This is a genomic window from Paracoccaceae bacterium Fryx2 (assembly GCA_032334235.1).
GTDB lineage: Bacteria > Pseudomonadota > Alphaproteobacteria > Rhodobacterales > Rhodobacteraceae > JAVSGI01.
In genome coordinates this window covers 1,332,462-1,353,901 of sequence record JAVSGI010000003.1, presented here as the reverse complement: position 1 = coordinate 1,353,901, position 21,440 = coordinate 1,332,462, and the positions used below count along the sequence as shown (strand labels likewise).

General features: G+C 62.0%; 13 protein-coding genes. 1 reads left to right on the top strand and 12 read right to left on the bottom strand.

Annotated elements, in window-relative coordinates:
- The first annotated feature begins 145 nt into the window (after nucleotides 1-145).
- Complete coding sequence (locus RNZ50_07610; protein ID MDT8854885.1) at nucleotides 146-1,078, top strand: IS5 family transposase; 933 nt, start codon at nucleotides 146-148, stop codon at nucleotides 1,076-1,078.
- On the opposite strand, the gene RNZ50_07605 is transcribed toward RNZ50_07610, so the two are convergent.
- The 12 genes from RNZ50_07605 to RNZ50_07550 all read right to left on the bottom strand — a co-directional run bounded on the left by RNZ50_07605 (nucleotide 1,009) and on the right by RNZ50_07550 (nucleotide 21,422).
- A complete protein-coding gene (locus RNZ50_07605) occupies nucleotides 1,009-2,271 on the bottom strand; it encodes an MvaI/BcnI family restriction endonuclease (GenBank protein ID MDT8854884.1) in 1,263 nt (420 codons plus the stop codon). The genes RNZ50_07610 and RNZ50_07605 overlap by 70 nt on opposite strands.
- On the bottom strand, nucleotides 2,189-2,725 hold the full coding sequence (locus tag RNZ50_07600) for a very short patch repair endonuclease (GenBank protein ID MDT8854883.1): 537 nt from the start codon (nucleotides 2,723-2,725) through the stop codon (nucleotides 2,189-2,191). Before RNZ50_07600 ends, RNZ50_07605 begins: the two co-directional genes overlap by 83 nt.
- Entirely contained in the window at nucleotides 2,718-3,950 is a 1,233-nt protein-coding gene (dcm, locus tag RNZ50_07595; protein ID MDT8854882.1) for a DNA (cytosine-5-)-methyltransferase, read from the bottom strand. Before dcm ends, RNZ50_07600 begins: the two co-directional genes overlap by 8 nt.
- Nucleotides 3,951-4,521: 571 nt before the next feature.
- The gene (locus RNZ50_07590; protein ID MDT8854881.1) at nucleotides 4,522-7,620 is read right to left on the bottom strand and encodes a helicase-related protein; all 3,099 of its coding nucleotides are present in this window, start codon (nucleotides 7,618-7,620) and stop codon (nucleotides 4,522-4,524) included.
- On the bottom strand, nucleotides 7,613-9,463 hold the full coding sequence (locus RNZ50_07585; protein ID MDT8854880.1) for a phospholipase D family protein: 1,851 nt from the start codon (nucleotides 9,461-9,463) through the stop codon (nucleotides 7,613-7,615). The genes RNZ50_07590 and RNZ50_07585 overlap by 8 nt, the downstream gene beginning before the upstream one ends.
- Nucleotides 9,387-10,586 (bottom strand): DUF6361 family protein, encoded by a 1,200-nt coding sequence (locus RNZ50_07580; GenBank protein MDT8854879.1) that lies wholly within the window; start codon nucleotides 10,584-10,586, stop codon nucleotides 9,387-9,389. The genes RNZ50_07585 and RNZ50_07580 overlap by 77 nt, the downstream gene beginning before the upstream one ends.
- Nucleotides 10,586-11,359 (bottom strand): hypothetical protein, encoded by a 774-nt coding sequence (locus tag RNZ50_07575; protein MDT8854878.1) that lies wholly within the window; start codon nucleotides 11,357-11,359, stop codon nucleotides 10,586-10,588. The genes RNZ50_07580 and RNZ50_07575 overlap by 1 nt, the downstream gene beginning before the upstream one ends.
- A 121-nt stretch (nucleotides 11,360-11,480) precedes the next feature.
- Complete coding sequence (locus RNZ50_07570; protein MDT8854877.1) at nucleotides 11,481-12,581, bottom strand: glycosyltransferase; 1,101 nt, start codon at nucleotides 12,579-12,581, stop codon at nucleotides 11,481-11,483.
- A gap of 522 nt (nucleotides 12,582-13,103) precedes the next feature.
- Nucleotides 13,104-14,459, bottom strand: coding sequence for an IS1380 family transposase (locus RNZ50_07565; GenBank protein ID MDT8854876.1), 1,356 nt, complete (start codon nucleotides 14,457-14,459; stop codon nucleotides 13,104-13,106).
- Between the two features lie 296 nt (nucleotides 14,460-14,755).
- Complete coding sequence (locus RNZ50_07560) at nucleotides 14,756-16,108, bottom strand: IS1380 family transposase (GenBank protein ID MDT8854875.1); 1,353 nt, start codon at nucleotides 16,106-16,108, stop codon at nucleotides 14,756-14,758.
- Nucleotides 16,109-16,447: 339 nt separating this feature from the next.
- Entirely contained in the window at nucleotides 16,448-20,194 is a 3,747-nt protein-coding gene (locus RNZ50_07555) for an AAA family ATPase (protein ID MDT8854874.1), read from the bottom strand.
- Nucleotides 20,195-20,198: 4 nt separating this feature from the next.
- Nucleotides 20,199-21,422, bottom strand: coding sequence for an exonuclease SbcCD subunit D (locus tag RNZ50_07550; protein MDT8854873.1), 1,224 nt, complete (start codon nucleotides 21,420-21,422; stop codon nucleotides 20,199-20,201).
- Nucleotides 21,423-21,440: the final 18 nt, after the last annotated feature.

Here is a 21,440-nt window from a genome sequence, read left to right as displayed (position 1 = left end):
CTCCTCCTCCTTTACTGGTTTAGTTAAAGGTTCCCTTACAAGGTTATACTCCGGATTCCGGAGATGGCTTTGGGCAAAATCCGGCTCTGTTGCACAAATCCCGTGAGGGATTCATCTTGTGAATCCAGCGTGGTAGCTGGACGGCATGAGCAGACCCATACCCCCCGCCTACAAGACCAGGAACTGGCCCGCCTATAACGAAGCGCTGAAGCGCCGCGGCTCGCTGACGATCTGGTTTGATACCGCCATGATCTGGGAGGCTGCGCCGACAGGTAAGCGCGGCCGACAGCCTGACTATAGCGATGCCGCGATCCAGACCTGCCTGACCATCAAGGTGTTGTTTGGCATGGCGCTCAGACAGACGACTGGCTTCGTCGAAAGCCTGCTGGGGCTCATCGATTTGGATTGGGCTGTGCCCAATTTCAGCACGCTGAGCCGTCGCCAGAAGACCCTGAAGGTCAACATCCCCCACCGCGGCTCGCAAGGCCCGCTGCATCTTCTGATCGATAGCACCGGGATCAAGGTTGAAGGCGAAGGTGAATGGAATGCGCGCAAGCACGGCGGCACCAAACGTCGGGTCTGGCGCAAGATTCACATCGGGATAGACGAGAAAACACTGGAAATCCGCGCAGCCGAGTTCACCACCAGCGATGTCGGTGACGCGCCGATGCTGCCCGAACTGCTCGACCAGATCCCGCCCGATCAGGAGATCGCCAGCGTCACCGCTGATGGCGCCTTCGACACACGCAAGTGTCACGACGCCATCGCCGCCCGCGGTGCGGCCGCCATCATTCCGCCCCGCAAGAACGCCAAGCCATGGAAGCCCGACACCCCCGGGGCAATCGCCCGCAACGAAGCCCTACGCGCGTCGAAACGCTTCGGCCGAACCATCTGGCGACGATGGAGCGGTTATCACCGCCGAAGCCGCGTCGAGACGAAGATGCACTGCGTCAAATTGCTGGGTCAGCGCCTCATGGCGCGGGACTTTGACCGTCAGGTCGCCGAGTTTCAGGTCCGTGTAGCCGTGCTGAACGGCTTCACGGCGCTCGGTATACCCGTCACTGAAGCCGTGGGATGAGTCTGTCCAGGGAAAGGGGAGATCTGTCTGTCACCCGATTTGTGCAACAGAGCCTCGCAGAGTTGGACGATTGATCCATACTGATATTCTTGCGGTGGGTTGCGGGCCAGCGATGGTACATAGACGGCTTTTGCGTGCTTGCGGTTCCAGTGATCCATCAGCCTGCGCAGGCCCCACGATGCGGCGATACGATCTCTGACATCCAGAAGCAGCAGCGCACCGTCAAGATCGGTGATCTTGCCCGTTGTCTGATCGAACCCGGTGATCCGCAGCGCGAGCCCAGTATCAGGATGGAAATCGCCGCCTGCCCGGTACACGCCGCCGAAATTGATCCTGTCCGGGCGCCCTGTCTTGTCCGCATAGCCGAACTCGCGGAGGAAGGCCTCGACGCCATCACGATAAATGCCGCCGGTGGGCTCTGGTGTCATCAGCGTCACCGGGCTCTTGGGCCGGTAGTTGGTGAAGTCGCTGACACCGTATTGCTTAACCTCCCAGCCGAGGAAATCCGGCTCGGAGTAGCCGTTGGGCGATATACCAAGCTCGGCTTCGAGAGTGTAACCGCCACCGTTCATTGCGCTGTAGGGCTCGGGGAGCCCGCTGCGGCCGATTTTTTGGGATTGTATCCAGCCCTTCAGGTGGATCGCCCTGAGCGCGGCAACAAGAGCGTCGCGGGAATTGCCAACCCCGGCCCGAAGAGGCGTCAGATCGAGAAACACTCCGGCCAGTTCAGTGATGGCTGCTGCGTCGAGGCCAGCGACAACAGGGTGGTCTGATGCTGCTGCGAAGCCAATGATGCGGCCGTCGCCGCATATCCCAAGAAACAGAACCCGGCCCGGATCGCGGGACCGCATGAGGTCACCTGGTGCGCGTTCGACGCTGCGCAGAAAGCCCGACATCCGCACTTCGGGGTATTTTGGGTAAAGGATCAGTTGGGCGTCTGGCGCGGGTGACAGGCCGGATTCATCGATCCAAAAAAACCGCACGTCGGCCTTGTCGCGGCGTCGAATGCTGCCAGCGATGACAGTCTCGTCGCTCGTCACAGGCGCGTGCGGCAGAACGTTCAGCGCGCCGAAGCCACCGCCGAGATAAACTTGGTTCTTCGAGTTGTCATTAGCCGCAAGGCGTTTTGCGTAGAAACGCACGGCCCCCTGAGCCTGCATCATGTCCAGCAGTTTGTTCAGTGAATCGATCAACCGACTGGCCCTGAATGGAAAAGTGCATGCCAGAACCCTCGAGAAAAGCAGCAGCGTTGTCAATCACTTCGCCGACCGGCAGCCGCCCCGGCCCCTTGATTGCGCACTCCCAGATCAGGCCAATCCGCCAGCCCGCAGTGCTGAGCACTGCCTCATTCCGCAAGTCGCGGCGCACATTGCCGCCGATTTTCTCCCGCCAGAAGTCCTCCCGGGACTTTGGCCAGTGAAACTGCGGACAGTCATGCCCATGCCAGAAGCAGCCGTTTACAAACAGAACCGCACGGAATTTGAGAAATACTAGATCAGGCTTTCCTAGGAGCAACCGGTCGTGCAGCCGATACCGGAACCCTTGCCGGTGCAGCAGTTTGCGGATCAGCAGCTCAGGCTTTGTGTCGGAGCCCCTGATCGCCGCCATATTCCGGCTGCGGGTTTCGGGATCGTGGACGTCAGCCAACCTTCAGGGCCGGAGCGTCGGCTGCCTGCCGCATTACTGTCGCGATATGCGGCTGCATGATGCGCGCGACCTCGGCAAACACCGGCACGGCTACCGAATTGCCAAACTGCTTGTAGGCTTGGGTGTCAGAGACCGGGATGCGGAAATCGTCGCCATATCCCATCAGCCGGGCACATTCACGCGGGGTCAGGCGCCTTGGGTTGTTCCCCTCCCCACGACTGATCAGAATCTCGGAGCCGTCCTTGTAATAACGCGCTGAAAGCGTCCGTGAGATGTTACTTCCATCGACGAGGCCGAAGCCAAATCCGTTGCCCTTGGCTTTGTGCTTGGCCGCATAATCCTGAAGATACTGCCAGAGCCCGGGTGTGAGAGTATACTTGACGTTGATGCGCGCATCGGGGCCGACGGTGAAATGCCCTTCCGGCTGCTCGCTGCCATCCTCCGGGTGAAGGATATCCCGCAAGCGCCGGTGGCCATAGGCGGGCAGGGCGAGATCGTCCCATGAAAAAGCGACCTTGTCCCGGAAGCCCACCATGACGATGCGCTCCCGATGCTGAGGCACGAAATGGCCCGCATCTATAACGCGCAGGTGGAGAGAATAGCCCAGTTCCTCGGCCAGCTTGCGCCGGATAACTTCGAAGGTGCGGCCGCGGTCATGGCTGGTCAGGTTCTTCACGTTCTCAAGCAGGAACGCCGCTGGCCTGTGAGCTTTCAGGATGCGCAGGACATCGAAGAACAGTGTGCCTTGCGTTTCATCCTGGAACCCGTGCAGCCTGCCCAGCGCATTCTTTTTTGACACCCCGGCGATCGAGAACGGCTGACAGGGAAAGCCCGCCACCAGAACATCATGATCGGGAATGTCGGCAGCATCCACGTCGCGGATATCACCGGCAATCGGCCGGTTGTCCGGGAAGTTAGCAAGATAGGTCTGCTGGGCAAACCGGTCCCATTCCGAGGTGAACACGCACCGGCCCCCGGCAGACTCCATCGCGCGGCGAAGCCCGCCAATCCCCGCGAAGAGATCAACGAAGGTGAAAGACGGCGCCGTCGGCATCCCAGCCTGCCGTGCAGCAACTTTCATACGCATCAGCTCCAGCACGCCTTCCCGGGGCTGTTCATCGCCCCGCTTGAAGCGATATATATGACCCTCAGAATAGTCGAGAACCTTGGCGGCCTCTGGAACGGTGTAGCCTGCCTTCAGAAGCAGTTCCTCGAACTCGGTCATCGTTGCTCATCCGTCTGGGTATTTTTCTGACACAATGTCGGAGTGATTCCCCATTTTCAAGAACATTTAGCAAACGACTGGTTCCAAATCAGTTAACGAGAGGCGGCTACCTTCATTGGTTTAAGCTAACCTCGGTCCCTCGGCCGGAGAGAGGAGATCGGGGATCGGCGGTAGTGTACGAAACAGGTGATTCCGAAGTGGGTCAACAATAGGTCAACCTGTCTAACTGCCTCGTTCCCCGTTTGGACCCGTCCGCTGCGGTTGGCTGCGGCGCGACGCAGTTAGAAAGCAACGCCAGTTCAATGGCTTATCGCGTAACCTATTGAAATCAAAGGATCGCCGATCCTCCGGCAGAAGCGGCTCATAACCTGAAGGTCACAGGTTCAAATCCTGTCCCCGCAACCAAAAAAACTAATAACTACAATGCATTACGCCCCGCCAACCGCGGTGATTTTTGCTGTCCAAAATCCAGGTCAACAATAGGTCAACAAAATCGCGAAAACCGCAACGATTCCAGTTGGATAGTAGTCCGACAGGACGCCGACCGCGCCAAAACTGCAGAAGGCCGCGCTCAATCGGGACGGAGGCTGATCTGTAACTGGGCAAGCTCCTCGGGGACTATATCGTTCCGAACTTGATCCAGCAGCGCCAGAAGATCGTCCTGTCGGGGCTGCCCGAATGCCAAGCGGTAAAGCGCGACCGAACGGTTCAACCAGGACAGCCGTGTTTCCTCTCGACTGAACGGAAGCGACAGAATGTGGCGCTCGACCTTGATCGGGCCATCCATCACCCAGAATGGTTCGAGATCGCCCTTGTGCTTTGCTCCGGCATGCGCTGCGTCGAACATGCTGGCCCAAGGATCGCTTGCCTGACCGTCAAGCGCATCTTGAAAATGCCCTGTGACAAGGTTCAGCCGGACCGCATGGTTCTTGTAACGGTGGACGCGGCCTTCGCGCTGCTCCATGTCGACTGGATTGCCTGGCAGGTTCCAGTGGACGACGCGGTGACAGTAGGGGTGGAAATCCAGCCCTTCCTGTCCGACGGATGTTGACGCCAGAACGAACGGTTTGAAGGGAGAGTTGAAGGCCGTGCGGACCAGACCGGTCCGGTTTACGCCGGTCTCATCCTCGCCTTTCTGGGCCAATCGCATGGCAAATCGGCCGCGTAGCGTGATCGGGTGCGTTTGCACGATGCGGCCACGCTGCAAGGTATAATGGTTCAACTCGATCTGTGCAGGGCGTAGCGACAGCGCTTCGGCCATACGTTCAGCGATTACGCGTACGGCAGAGACCGGCGCATGGCCAACCTGCCCTTCCGCCTCGAACAGAACATGGGTGTACTCGTCCAGGACAGACTGCAGGTCATGTTCGGCCGAATGACGCAAGACAGCCCGCCAGTATACATCGCCTTCGGCGCGCAGGAGCGCCTGCGATTCCGGCTGGTTGAACAGCGTCCGGAACGCCATGCCCACATGCGTGGCGGCGGAAAGAAGGGCGGGATCGTCCAATGATAGACCAGGTGCGATGCGAGATAACGCGCGCAGCGCGCAGGTTGCCGGGCTGCCCAGCGCCACATCGACAAGATGGGCGAGGACTTGCTCTGTGTCTGCGCGGCCGATCGGCTGTTTGGCTGCTTGCGCGAGATCAGCCAGATGATCTGGCCAAGCTTCCTCGTCACCCTCCTGCCGCAAGGTGGGGCTGCTCAGCCAACCTGCAAAGCCAGTTGTCGAGATATCGAGGGCGGCAGCACTGCTCCAGTCCCAACCGCCTTCCGCGGCCTCGGTGCAGCGGTCTGTCAGGTTTTCGGCAAGCGGGCGCAATCTATTTGCCGCGGCGCGACGCATCGCGTCGAGATCGGCAAAGGGGCCATCCTCGCGCAGCAAGGTCAGCGGATCGGCCAGCGCCGCCAGACGGGGCGAGGGGATCACCAGTTGCAGCGCACGCAGACCCGCAAGGCGACCTTGGGCGCGGCGGAACTGCAAGGGGCGTGTGGTCGGTGGATCGGTATAGCCGTGGTCCTTGCCCATCCCCATCTGCCGCTCGGCCTCATAGGACAGGAACCCGGCGATCGCATCGGGGACCATCGTCCATTCCGAGAAGATCAGCATCTTGCTGACCGGCTGGCTGGTGCCAAAGTAGGGCATCGAGGGCGCGATCCACAGGCGGCGCGCCATGCCTTCGGCAAAGGCCAATTCTGCCAGTTTGCGCATCCGACCATTGGCCGGGGTCAGCGGAGCATAGCTTTCCACAGTTTGCGGAGCGATCTGCAGGGGGATTGCCGCCTTCATGGCAGAACGAAGGGCGGGCGAAGGGGCCTTGGCCTGCTCTTTCAGCAGATCGGCCAGCTTGTAGCCACGCATCAGGTTCAAAAGCCACGGCGAGGATTTCCAGTATTCCACGGTGCCTGGTGCCCCGGCCGCAGCCGCCACCGCCGCGATGGCGCGCGCCTCGATAAGGTCGCCCGCGGTCAGGTCTAGCTCATGACGCACCTCCCGGATCATGGCGTCGCGGTCTGCCGTCTCTGACACGCGTTCCGTGCGCGCGATGATCCGGCGCAACTGCCCCTCAATCCCGTGCCGGATGGTTCTGGCGTTCTCGAATCCTCCTGGCAGCGCCTGCATCGCCTTGCGAAAGTGGCGCATCTCGACGGCGATCTCGTCGCGACGGCGCTTGCCATCTTCAGCACCGAAAAGGAATTCCAGCACGTCGAGGAAATCGCGGTGGTGATCGCCCTCTTCCGGTGCGTCGCCCGCAAGTGTCAGCATACGGTAGGGTGTTGCTGACAGCAGCAAGGTCTTGGCGCTGTTGCCCATGCTGTCAGTATGGTTGAACAACTGGCGCGCCAGATCGGCCGCCTCGCTGTCGCCGTGCAGAAGATCGTGAAATCGCTGGAACTCGTCGAGGATGATCAGATCAGGTTCGAGGGACTGAACCGAGGCCTGTGCCAGCATTCCTCGCAATTCACCGATCACGGCGGTGCAGGCGTGACGCAGGTCGCCGTCGACCTGCCGATAGCGCGCGACCTCGGCACAAAGATCATCGATCCGCGTGATCAGGCCGGGGCTGGAGGCAACAGCATCCTGAAACCGGTTCGCAATTTCGCGGTCCACTGGCAGGGTCGCGACCCGCGCACGCTCCCCCTCCCAGCCAGTTTCACCCGACCAGCCCTGAAACAGCCGGACTGCGCCTTTGGGGTGGGCCAGGCGACCATCCAGCAGCCGCAGGATCAGCGCCCGCTCGCGCGCCCAGCCGCCCGAGGATTTCAGATCGAAGGTTGTTCCGGGCGTCAGGCTGATGAAGTTCACCCTGTTGTGGCGCAGACTGTTTTCCCCACCCAGCACCAAGGGCAGCAGGGTCAGCCGCGTCGGCAGCACCTTCGCCTCGCGCTCCATCACGTTGAGACGGGCGAGGTTTTGCGCGGCGATCGCGCCGTTGGAACAGACATAGATGATGTCGATTCTTGGCACCTTTTCCCAAAGCGCCTCGATCGTGCGGGCAATCACGCCGCGGGCCACCATGGTCTTGCCGAGGCCCACCTCGTCGGCCACGAGAAACTGGCGCGTGGCGTCGGCATCGGTCAGCAGGCGGCGGCAGACGTGATCTACCGTCGCGCGCTGGAAAGCCTTGAGGGGGGCCAGCGCCGGGCCGGGGTCAAAGCGGGCGTCAGCCACGGCGCACCTCGCTCAGCAAAACGCTGCGGAACACCTCCCACAATGCTGCGAAACGGGGCGGAATGACCAGTTCCCCATCCGCGCCCTTGGCATCGCCCAGCCGGGTCATCAGCCGCTCGATGTCGCGCAGGCGGCGGCCGTCGCCGGAGAGCGACCGGACCATATCCTCCAGGATTGGTGCATCGTCGGCAAAGCCTGCAAAGCCAAGGAAGCTACCCTTGCCACCTTGCAGGATGATCTGCGCCGCCGCCTGCGGATCACCCAGAAGCAGGCGGATGTAGCGCAGGAACGCCTCACGGTTCTCGATGATGCTGCGCAGGATTTCGGCTGTGCGCGCGTCGGGCAGGTCCTTGAGCGTGGTGCCGAGGGTAAAGACCAGTTCGGCCCCGGTTTCGAGGTCAGTCAACCGCACCCCCAGCCAGCGCGTCACATCGGCCAAGGCGAACTGGCCAAGGTGCAGGCCGGTGCGCCCAAGCGGGGCCATGAGGGTGAGGGCATGGTTCGGGCCAAGCGTCAGCGGCCAAAGTTCGGCGCGAAGGCCGTCGGGCAGGGCCATCTTGCTGCGCGCTGTCAGGGTCAGGCTGATCCGGTCCTCCACTGCAGGGGCGCAACGCAGGGTCAGGTCGGCTGCCGCCAGCGCCTTGCGCACCGCATCAAGGCGCGCCTCGGCCGCCACGGCCGGATCGGGGGGAGGTGCCGTGGCCGGTGGTTGCCACGGCCGCAGAAACCGGCCCAGCCGTTCCGGCGCGATGTGATCGGCCACCCAACCCATCCTGCGGGACGGGCCCGACAGCGTGGCAAACACTTCGACATTGCTGCCGTTCAAAAGGGCGGCCGCTGTGGCGTTACCCGATCCGACCGTCAGGTCTGTCGTCGATTCCGGTCGCGGGTAGCGTTCGGTCACAAAGACCTTGGCATGCAGGCCAAGCGCGGCGGAAGCGGCCTCGGCTTCTTCCCCGTCCTCGGTTTCTGCAAGATCGTCCAGCACCAATACCTGCCCGAACCGTGCCAGCACCTCGGGCGGCATCTGTGCCAGTTCTTCGGCCCGGCTCAGCAGCCAGCAGTCCGCGGGCGCGAGGCCCTTTGTCAGCTGGATCAACGCCTCTGCCGACAGGAAGGGGGAGATAATGCCCTGCGCATTGCCGACGCGTGGCCGGAACGGTGGCTGCCCCAGCCCGTTGACGGCAAAGCGTAGGCGCCGCGCGCCATCGGGCAGGGTCCATATCGCGTGATCCAGATCGCGGGCCAGCGCCTCGGCGATCTTGCGATTGCGCGCGGGCGTCGGGCGGCCCCGCGCCAGCCCGGGCAGGGCGCGAAGGAGCGCCGAGATGGGCGCGTTATCGGCCTGTGCGACCCCGGTCACTTCGCCGTCCAGCGACAGTGACAGGTCCCAGCTGCGGTCCGTGGTGAGGTTGCGCGACAAGATGGCAAGGCGCAAGCGAACGGGACCCGCGCCGGTCAGCGGGACAAACCGCAGCACCCAGATCTTCGGATGAAACGCACCACCTTTCGGGGCAAGCACCTCGGTCACCGTGTCTTCCAGCAGAGCGGTCAGACGGTTGGCTGCGCGAGGTTGGGCGGCGATGCGTCCGGCCTCGCAGAAGATTGCCACCCTTTCGGCCAGCCGCTCCAGACCGTCCAGCAGCGCAAGCGGCGTATCCAGCACCTGCGCGCGGCTTTCGGCTGCCTGAAAGGCCATGCTCGCCGGGATCACCAAAGCGGTTTCAAAATCCAGCGAATAGGTCGTGGCAAGCGCCATATCGACCTCATAGCCTGGCGGGGCCCGCAGGATTTCGCCATAGAGCGCGCGGTTTTCCGGGTCGAGCGGGCTGTCCGACGGCATCGGCGAGGTCCCGCAGATGGCGTTGCACAACGGTCCAGCGAAAGTTCAGCACGCCAGCCCCCGAGGCCCCACCCCAGCGCGCTAAGGCCGCGTCATTGGTCAGCCGCGCCTTCGGCCCCTTCAGACGCGTTTCCCGCCGCAGGATCAGCGCGCGGGCGTCCGGATCATCGGCTATGTTATGTCCGCGCTGCGTGATAGCCGCCCATTCAGTGACGAAGGCCGTGGTCTGTGGTGCCACTCGGTGGACTGTCTCAGAAGTCTGTGCCCAAAGCCCTGCAAGGCTCCAGCCCGCTGCGAGACGGCCCGGGTCTTCTGTCTGCCAAACGTCCAGACGGGCGCGGTAGGTGGCGGCAAGATCGTGCCAGCGGCCATGCTCTGTTCCCTGCATCGCGGCGGCGCGTTCGGCCAGCATCAGGTTGTAGAGCAAGGATGCACCGTTCATCACGCGGGCAAAGCGTTCAGTTTGATCGACGACGGCGCGATTGCGCGCGCTCCAGTTCGCACGCATCGGGTGGAGCCAGATCGACATCGACCCCGCCCGATCGCCCGATTGCGCCAATTCGTTGAAAAGGCTGTCGCGTGCCGATACGGCCAGACGGTCGCGCAGGAAGCTGCCTTCCTCGGGCGTCAGGCGAAAACTCGCCTCGTCCAGCAAGGTCTCCGGTGCCGCAGGCAGGCCGGGCGACCACAAGCCAGAGGCGTCCTGTGCCGCCAGCATCTCGGCCCGACTGCCGGGCGAGGTGCGGATACCCAGCGCCAGAAGCCCCGCCCAATACACATCACTTGGCAATCGCTTCAGGCTGTCGCGCGCCTCGGACCCGATGACGTTTTCCGTCTCACCTCCGCGCAACAGTGAGGTGATCAGCTGAATCTCCAGCCGCCGCGCCTGATCAGCGCGACCGCCGGACTTTGCCGCCATCCGGTAAAGCCAGGGCACGAACAGCATGTAGCGCAGCCGCGTCTGGATCGTGCTGGTCCCCGGGAACATCAGATCCGACAGCGCATCGCGGATCGACCCTAGCCCCAGTTCATCGCGTGAGTCCTCGACCCCGAACAGGTCCATGATCCGGCGCGCGCGGTCGCGGTCAGTCTGGTCAAAGTCGATCCAGGCAAGGGCGGACATCAGGCGGTGGTCGTTGTCATTAAAGGCCGATGGCCCGTGACAAAGGGCTGCCCATGTGAAGTGCTTTGCAAGGGTGCTCCCAATTCAGAAAAATCGACAAAATCGTGAATAAAGCGGTTATCGATAGCGATTGCCTTGTAACCAGTCTCATCAAATAGCTTTTTGGAACATGCACTGTCCATTTCCAATCTCTTACCTTTCGTTTCAAGACAGCGATCCGCAAAGCTGTCGGAACTCAGATCGACATAAACGTCGTCTCCGCTCTGAATAATCTCCAACGCCATTACGTCGAAGCCGTGCAAGCCTGTAAGCGCTTGCTGGATGCTGCCAAGCAAGCCAGCCTCGTATCGAAATGCAACCTGCTCTTGCTGTAGAGTTATGTTGGGTGTGTTCATCCCGCTTTCCGCAGCGCTGCGCTGCGGGCCTGAAGGAAGCGTCAGTTCGGGGTGATTGAAAACGATCACTGACAGGATGTCGCCGGGACCGACGTGATAGATCCACTGGCGGCCTGCCGGCAGCGACGATGCACGATGTCCCCGGGCCGGACTGGTGTAGTTGCCGATGTTCGTCGCATCTAGGACAACCACCTCGACATCGTCGCCCAGTGCGCGCTGACCTTCGGGCGTGGTAGGGAAGACAACATAACCGTCCGAGCAGGCCACAAGCACAAGAACGGCAAGCAGACCCATCAAAGCGCGGATCCACTTGCCAAGCCAGCCACCACCGACCACGGTCCCGAAAAGCGATGCATGGTGGGCAGCTGTGGTTGTCATATATTTGCGATTTCCTAATCGGGCCTGTTCAACCCATTTAAAATGCCCGGACAACAAACTGGTTGCCCATTACTCCATCTTTAGCGGTCTGACAGGTGTCTTGCCAGCATATTTTGCGTGGTCAGTGCGATTTGCGGGTGTAAGATGTCCATCTCCGGAACCTCCGCGCGAGTCGTATCGTCAATGGATGGCAGGCCGAGAATGCCAGCATATAGCCCCCCAGCGCGAACCATGCGGCACCCGGATTGTTCCAGAGCAGGACACCGGTCACGACGGGGGCGATGATGAACGGCAGCAGGATGATCGTCGTCAAAGGGTTGGACCGATAGCGCCCCCGGTATCCGAACCAGACGATGTCCAGCGTGCGTCGGACCTTCTGATGCAGATGCATCCTGTCAGGCTGTGTTATGGAAACCTTGTCGGCCACGCGCCGCAGGATCGTGTGGAACACGTCGGCAAGCGGCCAGAAGATCACCAAAAGCAAAGCCGGCACTGCCACTTCGCTGGAGAGCGATGCCAGCAGGAACATCAAAAAGACAAGCAGATGACCCAGACCATAGGCACCGGCATCGCCGAAAAACACACGCGCGACCGGCCAGTTCAGAAACAGGAAACCTATTGTGGCGGCTACCAGCAACAGGGCAAAGCCGGTGACAGCGGGCAAGGACGCTAGCGTAGCAATTGCGGCGCAGCCCAGTGCCGATGTCGTGATCACCGACGCTGCCAGACCATTCATTCCGTCGATCAGGTTGACAGCATGACAAAACCCGGCCGAAAAGATCACGGTCAGAATGATGGCAACCGCAGGCGTGGCCATAGCCCAGTCGATGCCCGGTATGTCCGCTTTCGGCACCCAAACCCCCAACAGGGCAACCGCAGCAACGCCAGAGAATACCGCCGCCAGAAATCGCCCGCGCGGCGACACGTGATGGCCGAGATCCTCGGCCAGCCCCGTAATGAAGACCGGAAGAACCGACAGAAGCAACAGCGGCGCGAAGCTTTCGCCCTCGTTCAGCATTTGCAGGGCTACGGCGAAAGCCAGACCGGCAACGGCCGCCAATCCACCTAAACGCAGCGGGTTTCCGACGTGAGAGGATTGGACGGCGGTTCCATCGTCACGCGGCTTTGATACACCGTTCAGTTGCTGCCTGATCCGGAGCAAAATAAAGCCAGAAAAAAGCGACCCAATGAATGCGCAAAATAAATAAAGAACCAGATACATTACTCACCCCCCCGACCAGGGTTCACCAGAATGTGATATTCCAAAATCAATTCTGAATAAAAAACTCTTTAACCTCTCGAAGGGGCCGGGTCAACGCCTGATTGCGCGAACGATCCCGTCAGGGTCAGCCCAGACAAGGATGCGATAATCGTTGTGCCGCAAGATTGCCACATGCAAGAAACGGGGCGCATCCCCCCCGGCATGGTTCCTCCCGGGCCCTATTCCTATACGCAGGGGAATCGCGTTTGGCACTGACGACGTGATCTGAACCTCTTGTGGCTAAGGGCGGGATCGATTCTGGCCGACATTCCCCAAGTGGCATGCCGTTTGACGCCAAGATCACCTAAACTCGCTTGCCGATCAAGCGTTTTGGGCCCTGAGCGGCGTTTGCGTGCGCCAGAACGTTCGAATGCGGGGGGGTCGGGCCGCAAACTCGCATCATTCTGGCCCAGCATCGCCGTTCTTCAGCGCGGTGGACAGAACTGTCCTGCCGCTTTCGTTCAGTTTCTGTCAGGTTCGCGGTCACGCACATGACGGTGGCGCTCGAAGGCGGTGAATTGCAGTTAGGATGGCTCTGACCATGGGGCCTGTGACCGCCACCTCGGCAAGTTGGAAGGTGATGGCGCGGGCGTGACGCACGACGCGGGCCCCGATCTTGATCAGCTTGAGCTGGAGGGATGTCAGCGACCAGTTGGCCATGGCCTCGGGCAGATCGATGCAGCGCAGGAACGTTGCCAGGTTGTAGGCCAGCGCGTGCAGTTGCAGCCGGACCTCGTTGTCACGGAACCGCTTGCATGACAGCCGCGTCCAGTGGAAGGCGTATTTGCCCTCCTTGATGTGCTGTTCGGCGGTGCCACGCTGGTTGTAGAAGCGCACCACCCAATCTGGCTCCATGGGCAGGTTGGTGATGATGAAGCCGACTTTGGGGAACAGCTCTCCGGGGTGCCATTCGATCTTGGCGATGACACGGCGGGGCTTGTCCCAGGACGCCGCCTGATACTCGAAGTCCTCGTAAAAGCGTTTGACCTTGGTCAGCGACGGACGGCCTACGGGCCGGGTCAGTCGATGCGCGATCTTCTCCTTGAGCACTGCATTGGAGGGCAACCGGATGGTGTAGAAATAGCCCGTCTCTTCCAGCCGCGCGTAGATCGCAGGGATCGCATAGGCGGCGTCGGCGCGGAAGAAGCGGCCACCAAGGTTGCGGCCAGCATAACGGGCGATGACGGGATCGAGGACATCCCGCCAGCCGTCGGCGCTGTGAACATTGCCGTTGCGCAGGGCGCAGCGTTCCAGCATGCCGAACTGGTTGAACAGGAAATTCGGGTGATAACAGGTGCAGTCGAAATGGCCGTTCCAGGCGGACCCTTCCTGATCGCCATGGGTGGGGCTGACCGAGCTGTCCATGTCCAGCACGATATACTTCAGCCCGTTGCGGTCGTGGAAGCGGTCGATCCATTGGCCGTTCAGGTCTGCCAGCGCCGCCCGGTTCGTGGGCGAGGCCAAGGTCTCGGTCTCAAATCGCCCCATCTGCGTTGCTGAGGCCGCTTGCGCATCGACAGCCCGGCCACCGACAACCTGACGCATCACGGGATCGAGCGCGAGACGGTCGGCATCGTTGACGTCCTCGTATCCGGCCAGCCGCCCGAATACTGACTGCCGGAACAGCCCGTCGAGCCGATGGACGGTGTTCTTGCCGGTGCGGTTATCGCGTAGCGCCTCTGACGCAAGGCCCGACAGCCCGAGCGCGTCATCGAGCTCGCGCATCACCAGCAAACCGCCGTCCGAACTGATCTGCGCACCCCGGAACTCCAGCCGCACGCGGCGGTCGAAATCGACCCGATGACCTTGATCCGAACCCGCACCCTCTGGGTGATCCATAAAACACGTCCCTCGCAGCCATCAACACTATGATTTATATAGGAAATAATGAGTTCAGGACAGCGAAATCATAGATTTACTTGGGGAATGCGGGATACGATCTGTCGGCAATATCGCTTGATTGGGCCAGTTGATCAAGTGTTTTTCGCCCTGAGCGGTGTCTGTGGTCGCGCAGACGGTTGGAGTTGTGCGGATTTGGCCGCAAAGCGGCCGCGTCGGTGCCCGGCGGCGACGTTTTTCAGCGCGGCGGACGGACCTATGGAGCCGCTTTCGTTCAGTTCGGGCCTAGTTCGCCGTCAAGTGCATGACGCTGGCGCTCGCAATCGGCGAATGGGGGCGAGGATGGCGCGTACCATCGGGCCGGTGACAGCGACTTCGGCCAGTTGGAAGGTGATGGCGCGGGCATGACGCACGACGCGGGCCCCGATCTTGATCAGTTTCAATTGCAGGCTGGTCAACGACCAGTCGGCCATTTCCTCGGGCAGTTCGATGCAGCGCAAGAAGGTGGCCAGGTTGTAGGCCAGCGCGTGCAGCTGCAGTCGGACCTCGTTGTCGCGAAACTTCCTGCATGACAGCCGTGTCCAGTGAAAGGCATATTTACCCTCCTTGATGTGCTGGTCGGCCGTGCCGCGCTGGTTGTAGAAGCCCATCACCCAGTCCGGCTCCATCGGCAGGTTGGTGACGATGAAGCCCACGCGGGGGAACAGCTCGCCCGGATGCCATTCGATCTTGGCGATTACGCGGCGCTCCTTGTCCCAGGACGCGGCCTGATAGTGGAAATCCTCGAAGAAGCGTTTGACCTTGGTCAGCGAAGGCCGCCCCACCGGCCGGGTCAGCCGATGTGCGATCTTCTCGCGCAGGACGCTGTTGGCGGGCAGTCGGATGGCGTAGAAATAGCCTGCCTCTTCGAGCCGCGCATAGATCGCCGGGATCGCGTAGGCGGCATCGGCCCGGAAGAACCGCAGGATGTCACGTTTGGCATACCGAGCGATCACCGGATCGAGGACATCCCGCCAGCCGTCGGCGCTGTGGACGTTGCCATTGCGCAGGGCACAGCGTTCCAGCATGCCGAACTGGTTGAACAGAAAGTTCGGGTGATAGCAGGTGCAGTCGAAATGCCCGTTCCAGGCGGACCCTTCCTGATCACCATGGGTCGGGCTGACCGAGCTGTCCATGTCCAGCACGATGAACTTCAGCCCGTTACGGTCATGAAACCGGTCGATCCATTGGCCATTCAGATCGGCCAGCGCTTCCCGGTTTTCGACCAGGGCCATCGTCTCTGTCTCGAACCGCCCCATCTGCGAGGCCGAGGCCGCTTGTGCATCGACTGCCCTGCCGCCCACGACCTGACGCATCACGGGATCGAGGGCGAGACGGTCAGCATCGTTGACATCCTCGTATCCGGCCAGCCGTCCATAGACCGACTGCCGAAACAGCCCGTCGAGCCGGTGGACCGTGTTCTTGCCACGACGGGTGTCGCACAGCGCCGATGACGCAAGGTCAGACAACCCAAGCGCGTCATCCAACTCGCGCATCACCAGAAGGTCACCGTCCGAACTGAGCTGCGTGCCGCGGAATTCCAACCGCACGCGAGAGTCGAATTCTACCCGATCTGCCCGCTGCAAGCCCGCACCCTCTGGGTGATCCATGAAATCCGTCCCTCGAAGCCATCAACACTATGATTTATATAGAAAATACCATGGTCACGACAGCGAAATCAGCGGATTACTTGGGGAATGCGGGTTCATGATCCGCAGACAATTCTCAACGGCATCGACGCTCCAATAATTTTCTTCAGCACTTTGATCCGTTTCTTCGCCTGAGTGAGCCTGCCGCAGAATCGCATAGTTGGCACCTCGCTAAATCGAATTTTCTTCATTTGCCACCTGCTCATGCAGCCCTTTGGCCTTCGCCGACGGTCCCGATCCTGTTGGACCTCGGGGATCTTTACCATGGGCGAAACAACTGCAGGCGGTACTGCCGATCGATCACATCAACTCCGTGCCGGGCCCTTCCACGGAGATCTTGCTGCGCCCTCCGCCTTGACGCTTTACGCGAATCTGAACGGGTATGCGTTCTTTCATCGCATCGACATGGCTGATGACACCGACAGTGCGCCCCTGGCTTTGCAGCGCCTCCAGCGCGTCGATGGCCAGATCAAGGCTTTCGGCATCCAAAGACCCGAAGCCTTCGTCGATGAACAGCGTCGCCGCCAGACCGCCGCTGCCGCCCATGCGGGACAGCGCAAGCGCCAGCGAAAGCGATACCAGAAAACGCTCGCCGCCCGAAAGGCTGCGGGTGGAACGTTCTTCATCCCCCATGTCCTGATCGACGATGTTCAGCGCCAGTTCGGTGCCTGCCCGTTTCAGGCGGTAGCGGGGCTTCAGATCGCGCAGATGGTGGTTCGCGCGGTCCACTAGAACATCCAGCGTGATTGATTGCGCCAGCCGTGCAAAGCGATCGCCATTCTTCGATCCGACAGCCATGTTGACGGCCTGCCATACCTCCAGCGTTGCCTTTGCCGTGGAGATTTCTGCCTCAAGTCCGCTGAGTGCAGCACGGGATGCTGCGTCGGCGGCCAGCTGTCCGCCAATTTCCCCCGTGCGTTCGGTTTGGAGGCGTTGTTGGGCGTCAAGGGTGGCCAGCGCATCTTGCAGGGCCTCGGCCGGGGTTTCGGGTAGGCCGGTCGCCTCGGCGGCGTCCAGATCGGCCTGCCGCGCGTTTCGGGCCGAGATGGCGGCGGTCATGTCGTCATCCAGTTTGCGAAGTGCGGTCCGCAGGACGTCAACCTCGGCCTGCGCCAGTGCGAATGTCGCGTCGAGCGTTGCGGTTGTCTGATCGGTCAAGGCCAGCGCGGCGCGCAACGCATTGCCCGCCGCGGACGCGGCAAGATTGCAGTCGGCAACGTGGCTGGCGGCTAACTGCATTTGGCCCGCGGCGTGCGCCAGTTTCGACGCGGCCTCGGCCAGCGCCGTCGCAGCGGTTGACTGTTCCGTTTGCGCCGCAAGCCGGGCGTCGTTGAACCGCGTCCGGTGGCTGTCTGTCGCCTCGCCGTTCAACAGCCCCGCACGATCCGAGCGCAGCACCGCAAGCGCATTCCGGCGGTCGGTTGCCGCGTTTTTCAGGCCAGTCAGATCCACCACCGCCTGCGCCGCAAGCGCGGTTTCGGTCTGGAGCGCAGGGCGGATCGTGGCAAGTTCGACCTCGGCGGCGGCCATTGCCGTTGTCGCCGCGCCAAGCGCTTTGACCTGGTCCAGCAGCCGGGATGCAACCGCATCCGGTGCGGTGCCAAGTGCGGCGATGCTTTCGCCCGCCAGCATCAGCAAGGGCGACAAAACGGTATCCAGATCATCGCGCCGCTGCGCCGCAGTCCTGGCTGTTTGCTGAGTGAGGGCGACTTGTTGGGCGGTCTGTGCGAACTCGCCCGCGAGGCGGCTGCGGTCAGCGCCCCGGGTTTCCATCCGCGTGGTCAGATTGTTCCGCGCCTCGGTGGCCCGCGTCTGTTCGTCGCGCAGATTGCTGATCTGCAGCAAAGTGGTCTGCAGAGCCTTCCGCCGCTGGCCCACTTCCGCCAGCGCAGTTGCCACAGCATTCGCGCCGTCTGCAGGGGTTTCGGGCAGATCGGAGCAAAGACCGGAGCCTAGCGCCTTGTCGCGCGCGACTTGCCAAATCTTGGCGGCTTCTTCCGCCCGCGCCAAACCTTCTGCGCTGGCATCCGACGCATGTTGCACGACAGCGGCGGCTTTGGCAGCCTGACCTTCGGCAGTTTTCAGCGCAAGACGCGCCGCTGCGCCTGCCTGCCGTGCGGCCTCCAGATCGGCGCGCAACTGGTGCGCCAGATTGGCAAGGGCAGCATCCGCAAGGGTCGGGTGGTCGGTCGCGCCGCAGACGGGGCAGGGTTCGCCCTGTACAAGGCGCAACCGCAGCGCTTGTGCATTCTCCGATGCAGCAGCCGAGGCCCGTTCCAACGGTGCTGACAGGCTTTGTCCGGCGGCCTCGGCCCGCACAAAAGCATTGTTCTGCGCAGCAATCTCTGCTGCGGCCTGCTGGCCATCGGCTTCGGCTTTAATTTTATTGGCTGCAGCGGTGGCCACGACTGTCACTGCTGCGGTATGCTCCCGCGTGGCGCGGTCAAGGTTTGTCAGGGTGTCCGCCAGATCGGCAAGCCGGTTGGCAAGGTCTTGCGGGCGGTCCGCCTCTATCGTGGCAATCAGGGCGGCAAACTCTTCGACCTGCGCGACAAGATCGGTCCGGGTGTTGCGATCCTGCGTATCGTCAGCCTCAAGTAGTGCAAGTTGCCGGGAAAAGTCCGCAGCTTTGGTGTCAAGCGCCGCCAACGCTGTGCGGGCGATTTCCTCGTCCTGCAGGGTGCGGGTTCGTTCGGCAAGATCGCGGGCGATATCCGCCCACCGCGCGGCAAGCGGCGCGATGGGGGCAAGATTTGCCAACAGCGCGGATGCGTCAGCCCATGCGGCACTGGCCAAACCCTCACGCTGCGTCAGGTTGGCAACTTTTGCTTGCGCGGTCCCTGCGTCTGCCCCGGCCTTCATTGCAACGGCGTCTGCCTTTGAAAGCTCTTCCGTCGCCCCTTCGATCTGAGTGTCCAGCGCGGCGGCCTTGCTCCAGATCGGGCCGAGGGTCTTGAATTCAGCCTCTTTTGCCTGATGCGCTGTACTGGACAATTCTGCCGCGCTGCGCCGGGTCAGTACTTCGGCCTCTGCCGCCGACACCGCGCTTTCGGCCACGGCAAGGGTCTGCACTGCGCTTGACCAGGCGGCTTCAGTGCTTCGCGCCGTTTGCCACGGCAAGCGCAAGGGTTCGCAGCTGTCGATCTGCAACAAACGGTTTCGGTCCGGCTGCGCCGCTACGCTGGCGGCATCGGCCCTGCCGACCGCCTGTACGGCCTCATTAAACAGAGCGCGCGCCGCCACGATTCTGCGATGCCGGTCCAGATCCGCCGTGATTGTTCCGCGCGCAGCATTCCCAGCCTCGATTGCCCCGGCGAGCATCATCCGCTCTTCCGTCAACGCGGAGATGGTATCGTCGGACAACAGACGGTGTGCTGCGCGCTGAATTTCCAGCTCCTTGTGTTCGGTGCGCGCTGCTTCAGTCCGCTCGAAGATACGGGCAGATATGTCGCGGTAGAGCCCAGTTCCGGTGACCTTTTCCAACAACGCCGCCCGATCATTCGTGTCAGCACGCAAGAAGGCGTCAAAGTCCCCCTGCGCCAGAAGAACGGTGCGGCGGAACTCATCATAGCTGAGGCCGGTTAGCGTCTGCACCTTTTGGGCGACAGCGGTGGACTGGTTTTCCAGCACCTGCCCGTCGCTTGCCCGGATCACCGCACGCGAGACGGATTGCAGCTTGCCGTCAACTCTGTCGCGTGCGCGACGGGCCGACCATTCGGCACGGTATGTCTCACCGTCCACGCCGACGAAGGTGACCTGAGCCCATCCTTGCGCTGCGCCCCGGCGCAGCACAGCACGCGGATCGCGGGCTCGGATCGGATCACCGCCCGCATCGGGTACCTCGTCGCCACTTCCGCCCATGGTCAGGCGCGGGCATTCGCCATAAAGCGCCAGACAAAGTGCGTCGAGGATCGACGATTTCCCCGCCCCCGTTTCGCCCGTGATCGCAAAAAGCCCGGCCGAGCGCAGGGGTTCGGCGGTAAAATCAATCTCGAACCGATCGGCAAGGCTGGCGATGTTCTGGCCGCAGATGGAAAGGATGCGCATCGGGTCAGACCTCGGCCAAAGTATCACGGAAGGCTGCAAGATGGCGGCCATCTGGGTCTATTCCATGCGTATCACGGAAAGCGGCAAGGAAGAGAACCTCGGGCGAGGTTTCCGCCAGCGTTGTCGGAGGAGGCTCGTTGATTGTCGTGGTCTCGGGCCGACTAAGGTGAATATCGGCAAGCCGCACGGGATGGCGGGCCAACACCGCCTCAACTTCGGCCAGAACCACCGGTACGGCATGTTCGGCGCGGATCACGGCATGGACGAAGGGCTGCAGATCCGGTGCAAGCCCTGCATCCAGTGACAGGGCGACAAGCGCAGCGTCCAGTTCGGCCGGGGTCAGCGCGCCCGCAGAAGGCAGGCGCAGCACATCGACAGGGCGTGCCATCGGGAGATGCGTGATGGTCATCCCACCCGGTGAAAGGTCGATCAGCGTCACCCCGTGATCATAAGGAATTTCGGTCGCCGAAAGCGGGAAGGGAGAGCCGGAATACCTTACACGACCGCCATCAAGGCTTTGCGGGCGGTGCAAATGGCCAAGCGCCACATAACACAGCCCCGGCGGATAGATATCGGGCGGCACGGCATGTTCGCCGCCGATCAGGATGCGCCGCTCTGCCCCTTCGGATTCCAGCCCGCCCGCACAGGTCAAATGCCCCATCGCGATGACCGGCACGCCACCGGCACAAGCAATTGCGGCATCGGTCATCTGCGCGTGCAGGGCTCGAGTGGCAGTCACGATGGCCGATTCAGTGCCGCCCGTCGCCCCAAGGGTCAAGCCCGGCAGATCAGAAGCACGCAGAAACGGAATGGCCAGCACATGCGCGCGCGTCACACCTGCCGCATCCCGCAGCGGGATCAGGTGGCGGTCCATGTCGACCCCGCCGGTTTGGCGTTGCATCGTGCCCACGACATGCACGCCAAGCGCGCGCAGCACCGCGCCGGGTGCCTCCAGCCGCCCGGCAGGGTCGTGGTTTCCGGCAATCATCACCACTGTAAGGCCGGGCCTTTGGCGCAGGAAGTCCGCCAGCGCGCCGTAAAGCAGGCGCTGGGCATCACCCGACGGGTTGATCCCATCGAACACATCGCCCGCCACCAGCAGCACATCCACCTGATGGTCAGCGATCAACTGGCCCAGATTACCCAGAAAGGCACGATGTTCCGCCTCACGGTTCCAGCCATTCAGGGTTTGACCGATGTGCCAGTCGGCGGTGTGAATAATGCGCATTCGGATTAGCCTGTCTTT

Excerpts from the sequence above, each read along its gene's own strand:
- RNZ50_07610 (MDT8854885.1), top strand. The coding sequence starts at position 146 with ATGAGCAGACCCATACCCCCCGCCTACAAGACCAGGAACTGGCCCGCC.
- RNZ50_07560 (MDT8854875.1), bottom strand. The coding sequence starts at position 16,108 with ATGGATCACCCAGAGGGTGCGGGCTTGCAGCGGGCAGATCGGGTAGAA.
- RNZ50_07580 (MDT8854879.1), bottom strand. The coding sequence starts at position 10,586 with ATGTCCGCCCTTGCCTGGATCGACTTTGACCAGACTGACCGCGACCGC.
- RNZ50_07550 (MDT8854873.1), bottom strand. The coding sequence starts at position 21,422 with ATGCGCATTATTCACACCGCCGACTGGCACATCGGTCAAACCCTGAAT.
- RNZ50_07565 (MDT8854876.1), bottom strand. The coding sequence starts at position 14,459 with ATGGATCACCCAGAGGGTGCGGGTTCGGATCAAGGTCATCGGGTCGAT.
- RNZ50_07570 (MDT8854877.1), bottom strand. The coding sequence starts at position 12,581 with ATGTATCTGGTTCTTTATTTATTTTGCGCATTCATTGGGTCGCTTTTT.
- RNZ50_07575 (MDT8854878.1), bottom strand. The coding sequence starts at position 11,359 with ATGACAACCACAGCTGCCCACCATGCATCGCTTTTCGGGACCGTGGTC.
- RNZ50_07585 (MDT8854880.1), bottom strand. The coding sequence starts at position 9,463 with ATGCCGTCGGACAGCCCGCTCGACCCGGAAAACCGCGCGCTCTATGGC.
- RNZ50_07555 (MDT8854874.1), bottom strand. The coding sequence starts at position 20,194 with ATGCGCATCCTTTCCATCTGCGGCCAGAACATCGCCAGCCTTGCCGAT.
- dcm (MDT8854882.1), bottom strand. The coding sequence starts at position 3,950 with ATGACCGAGTTCGAGGAACTGCTTCTGAAGGCAGGCTACACCGTTCCA.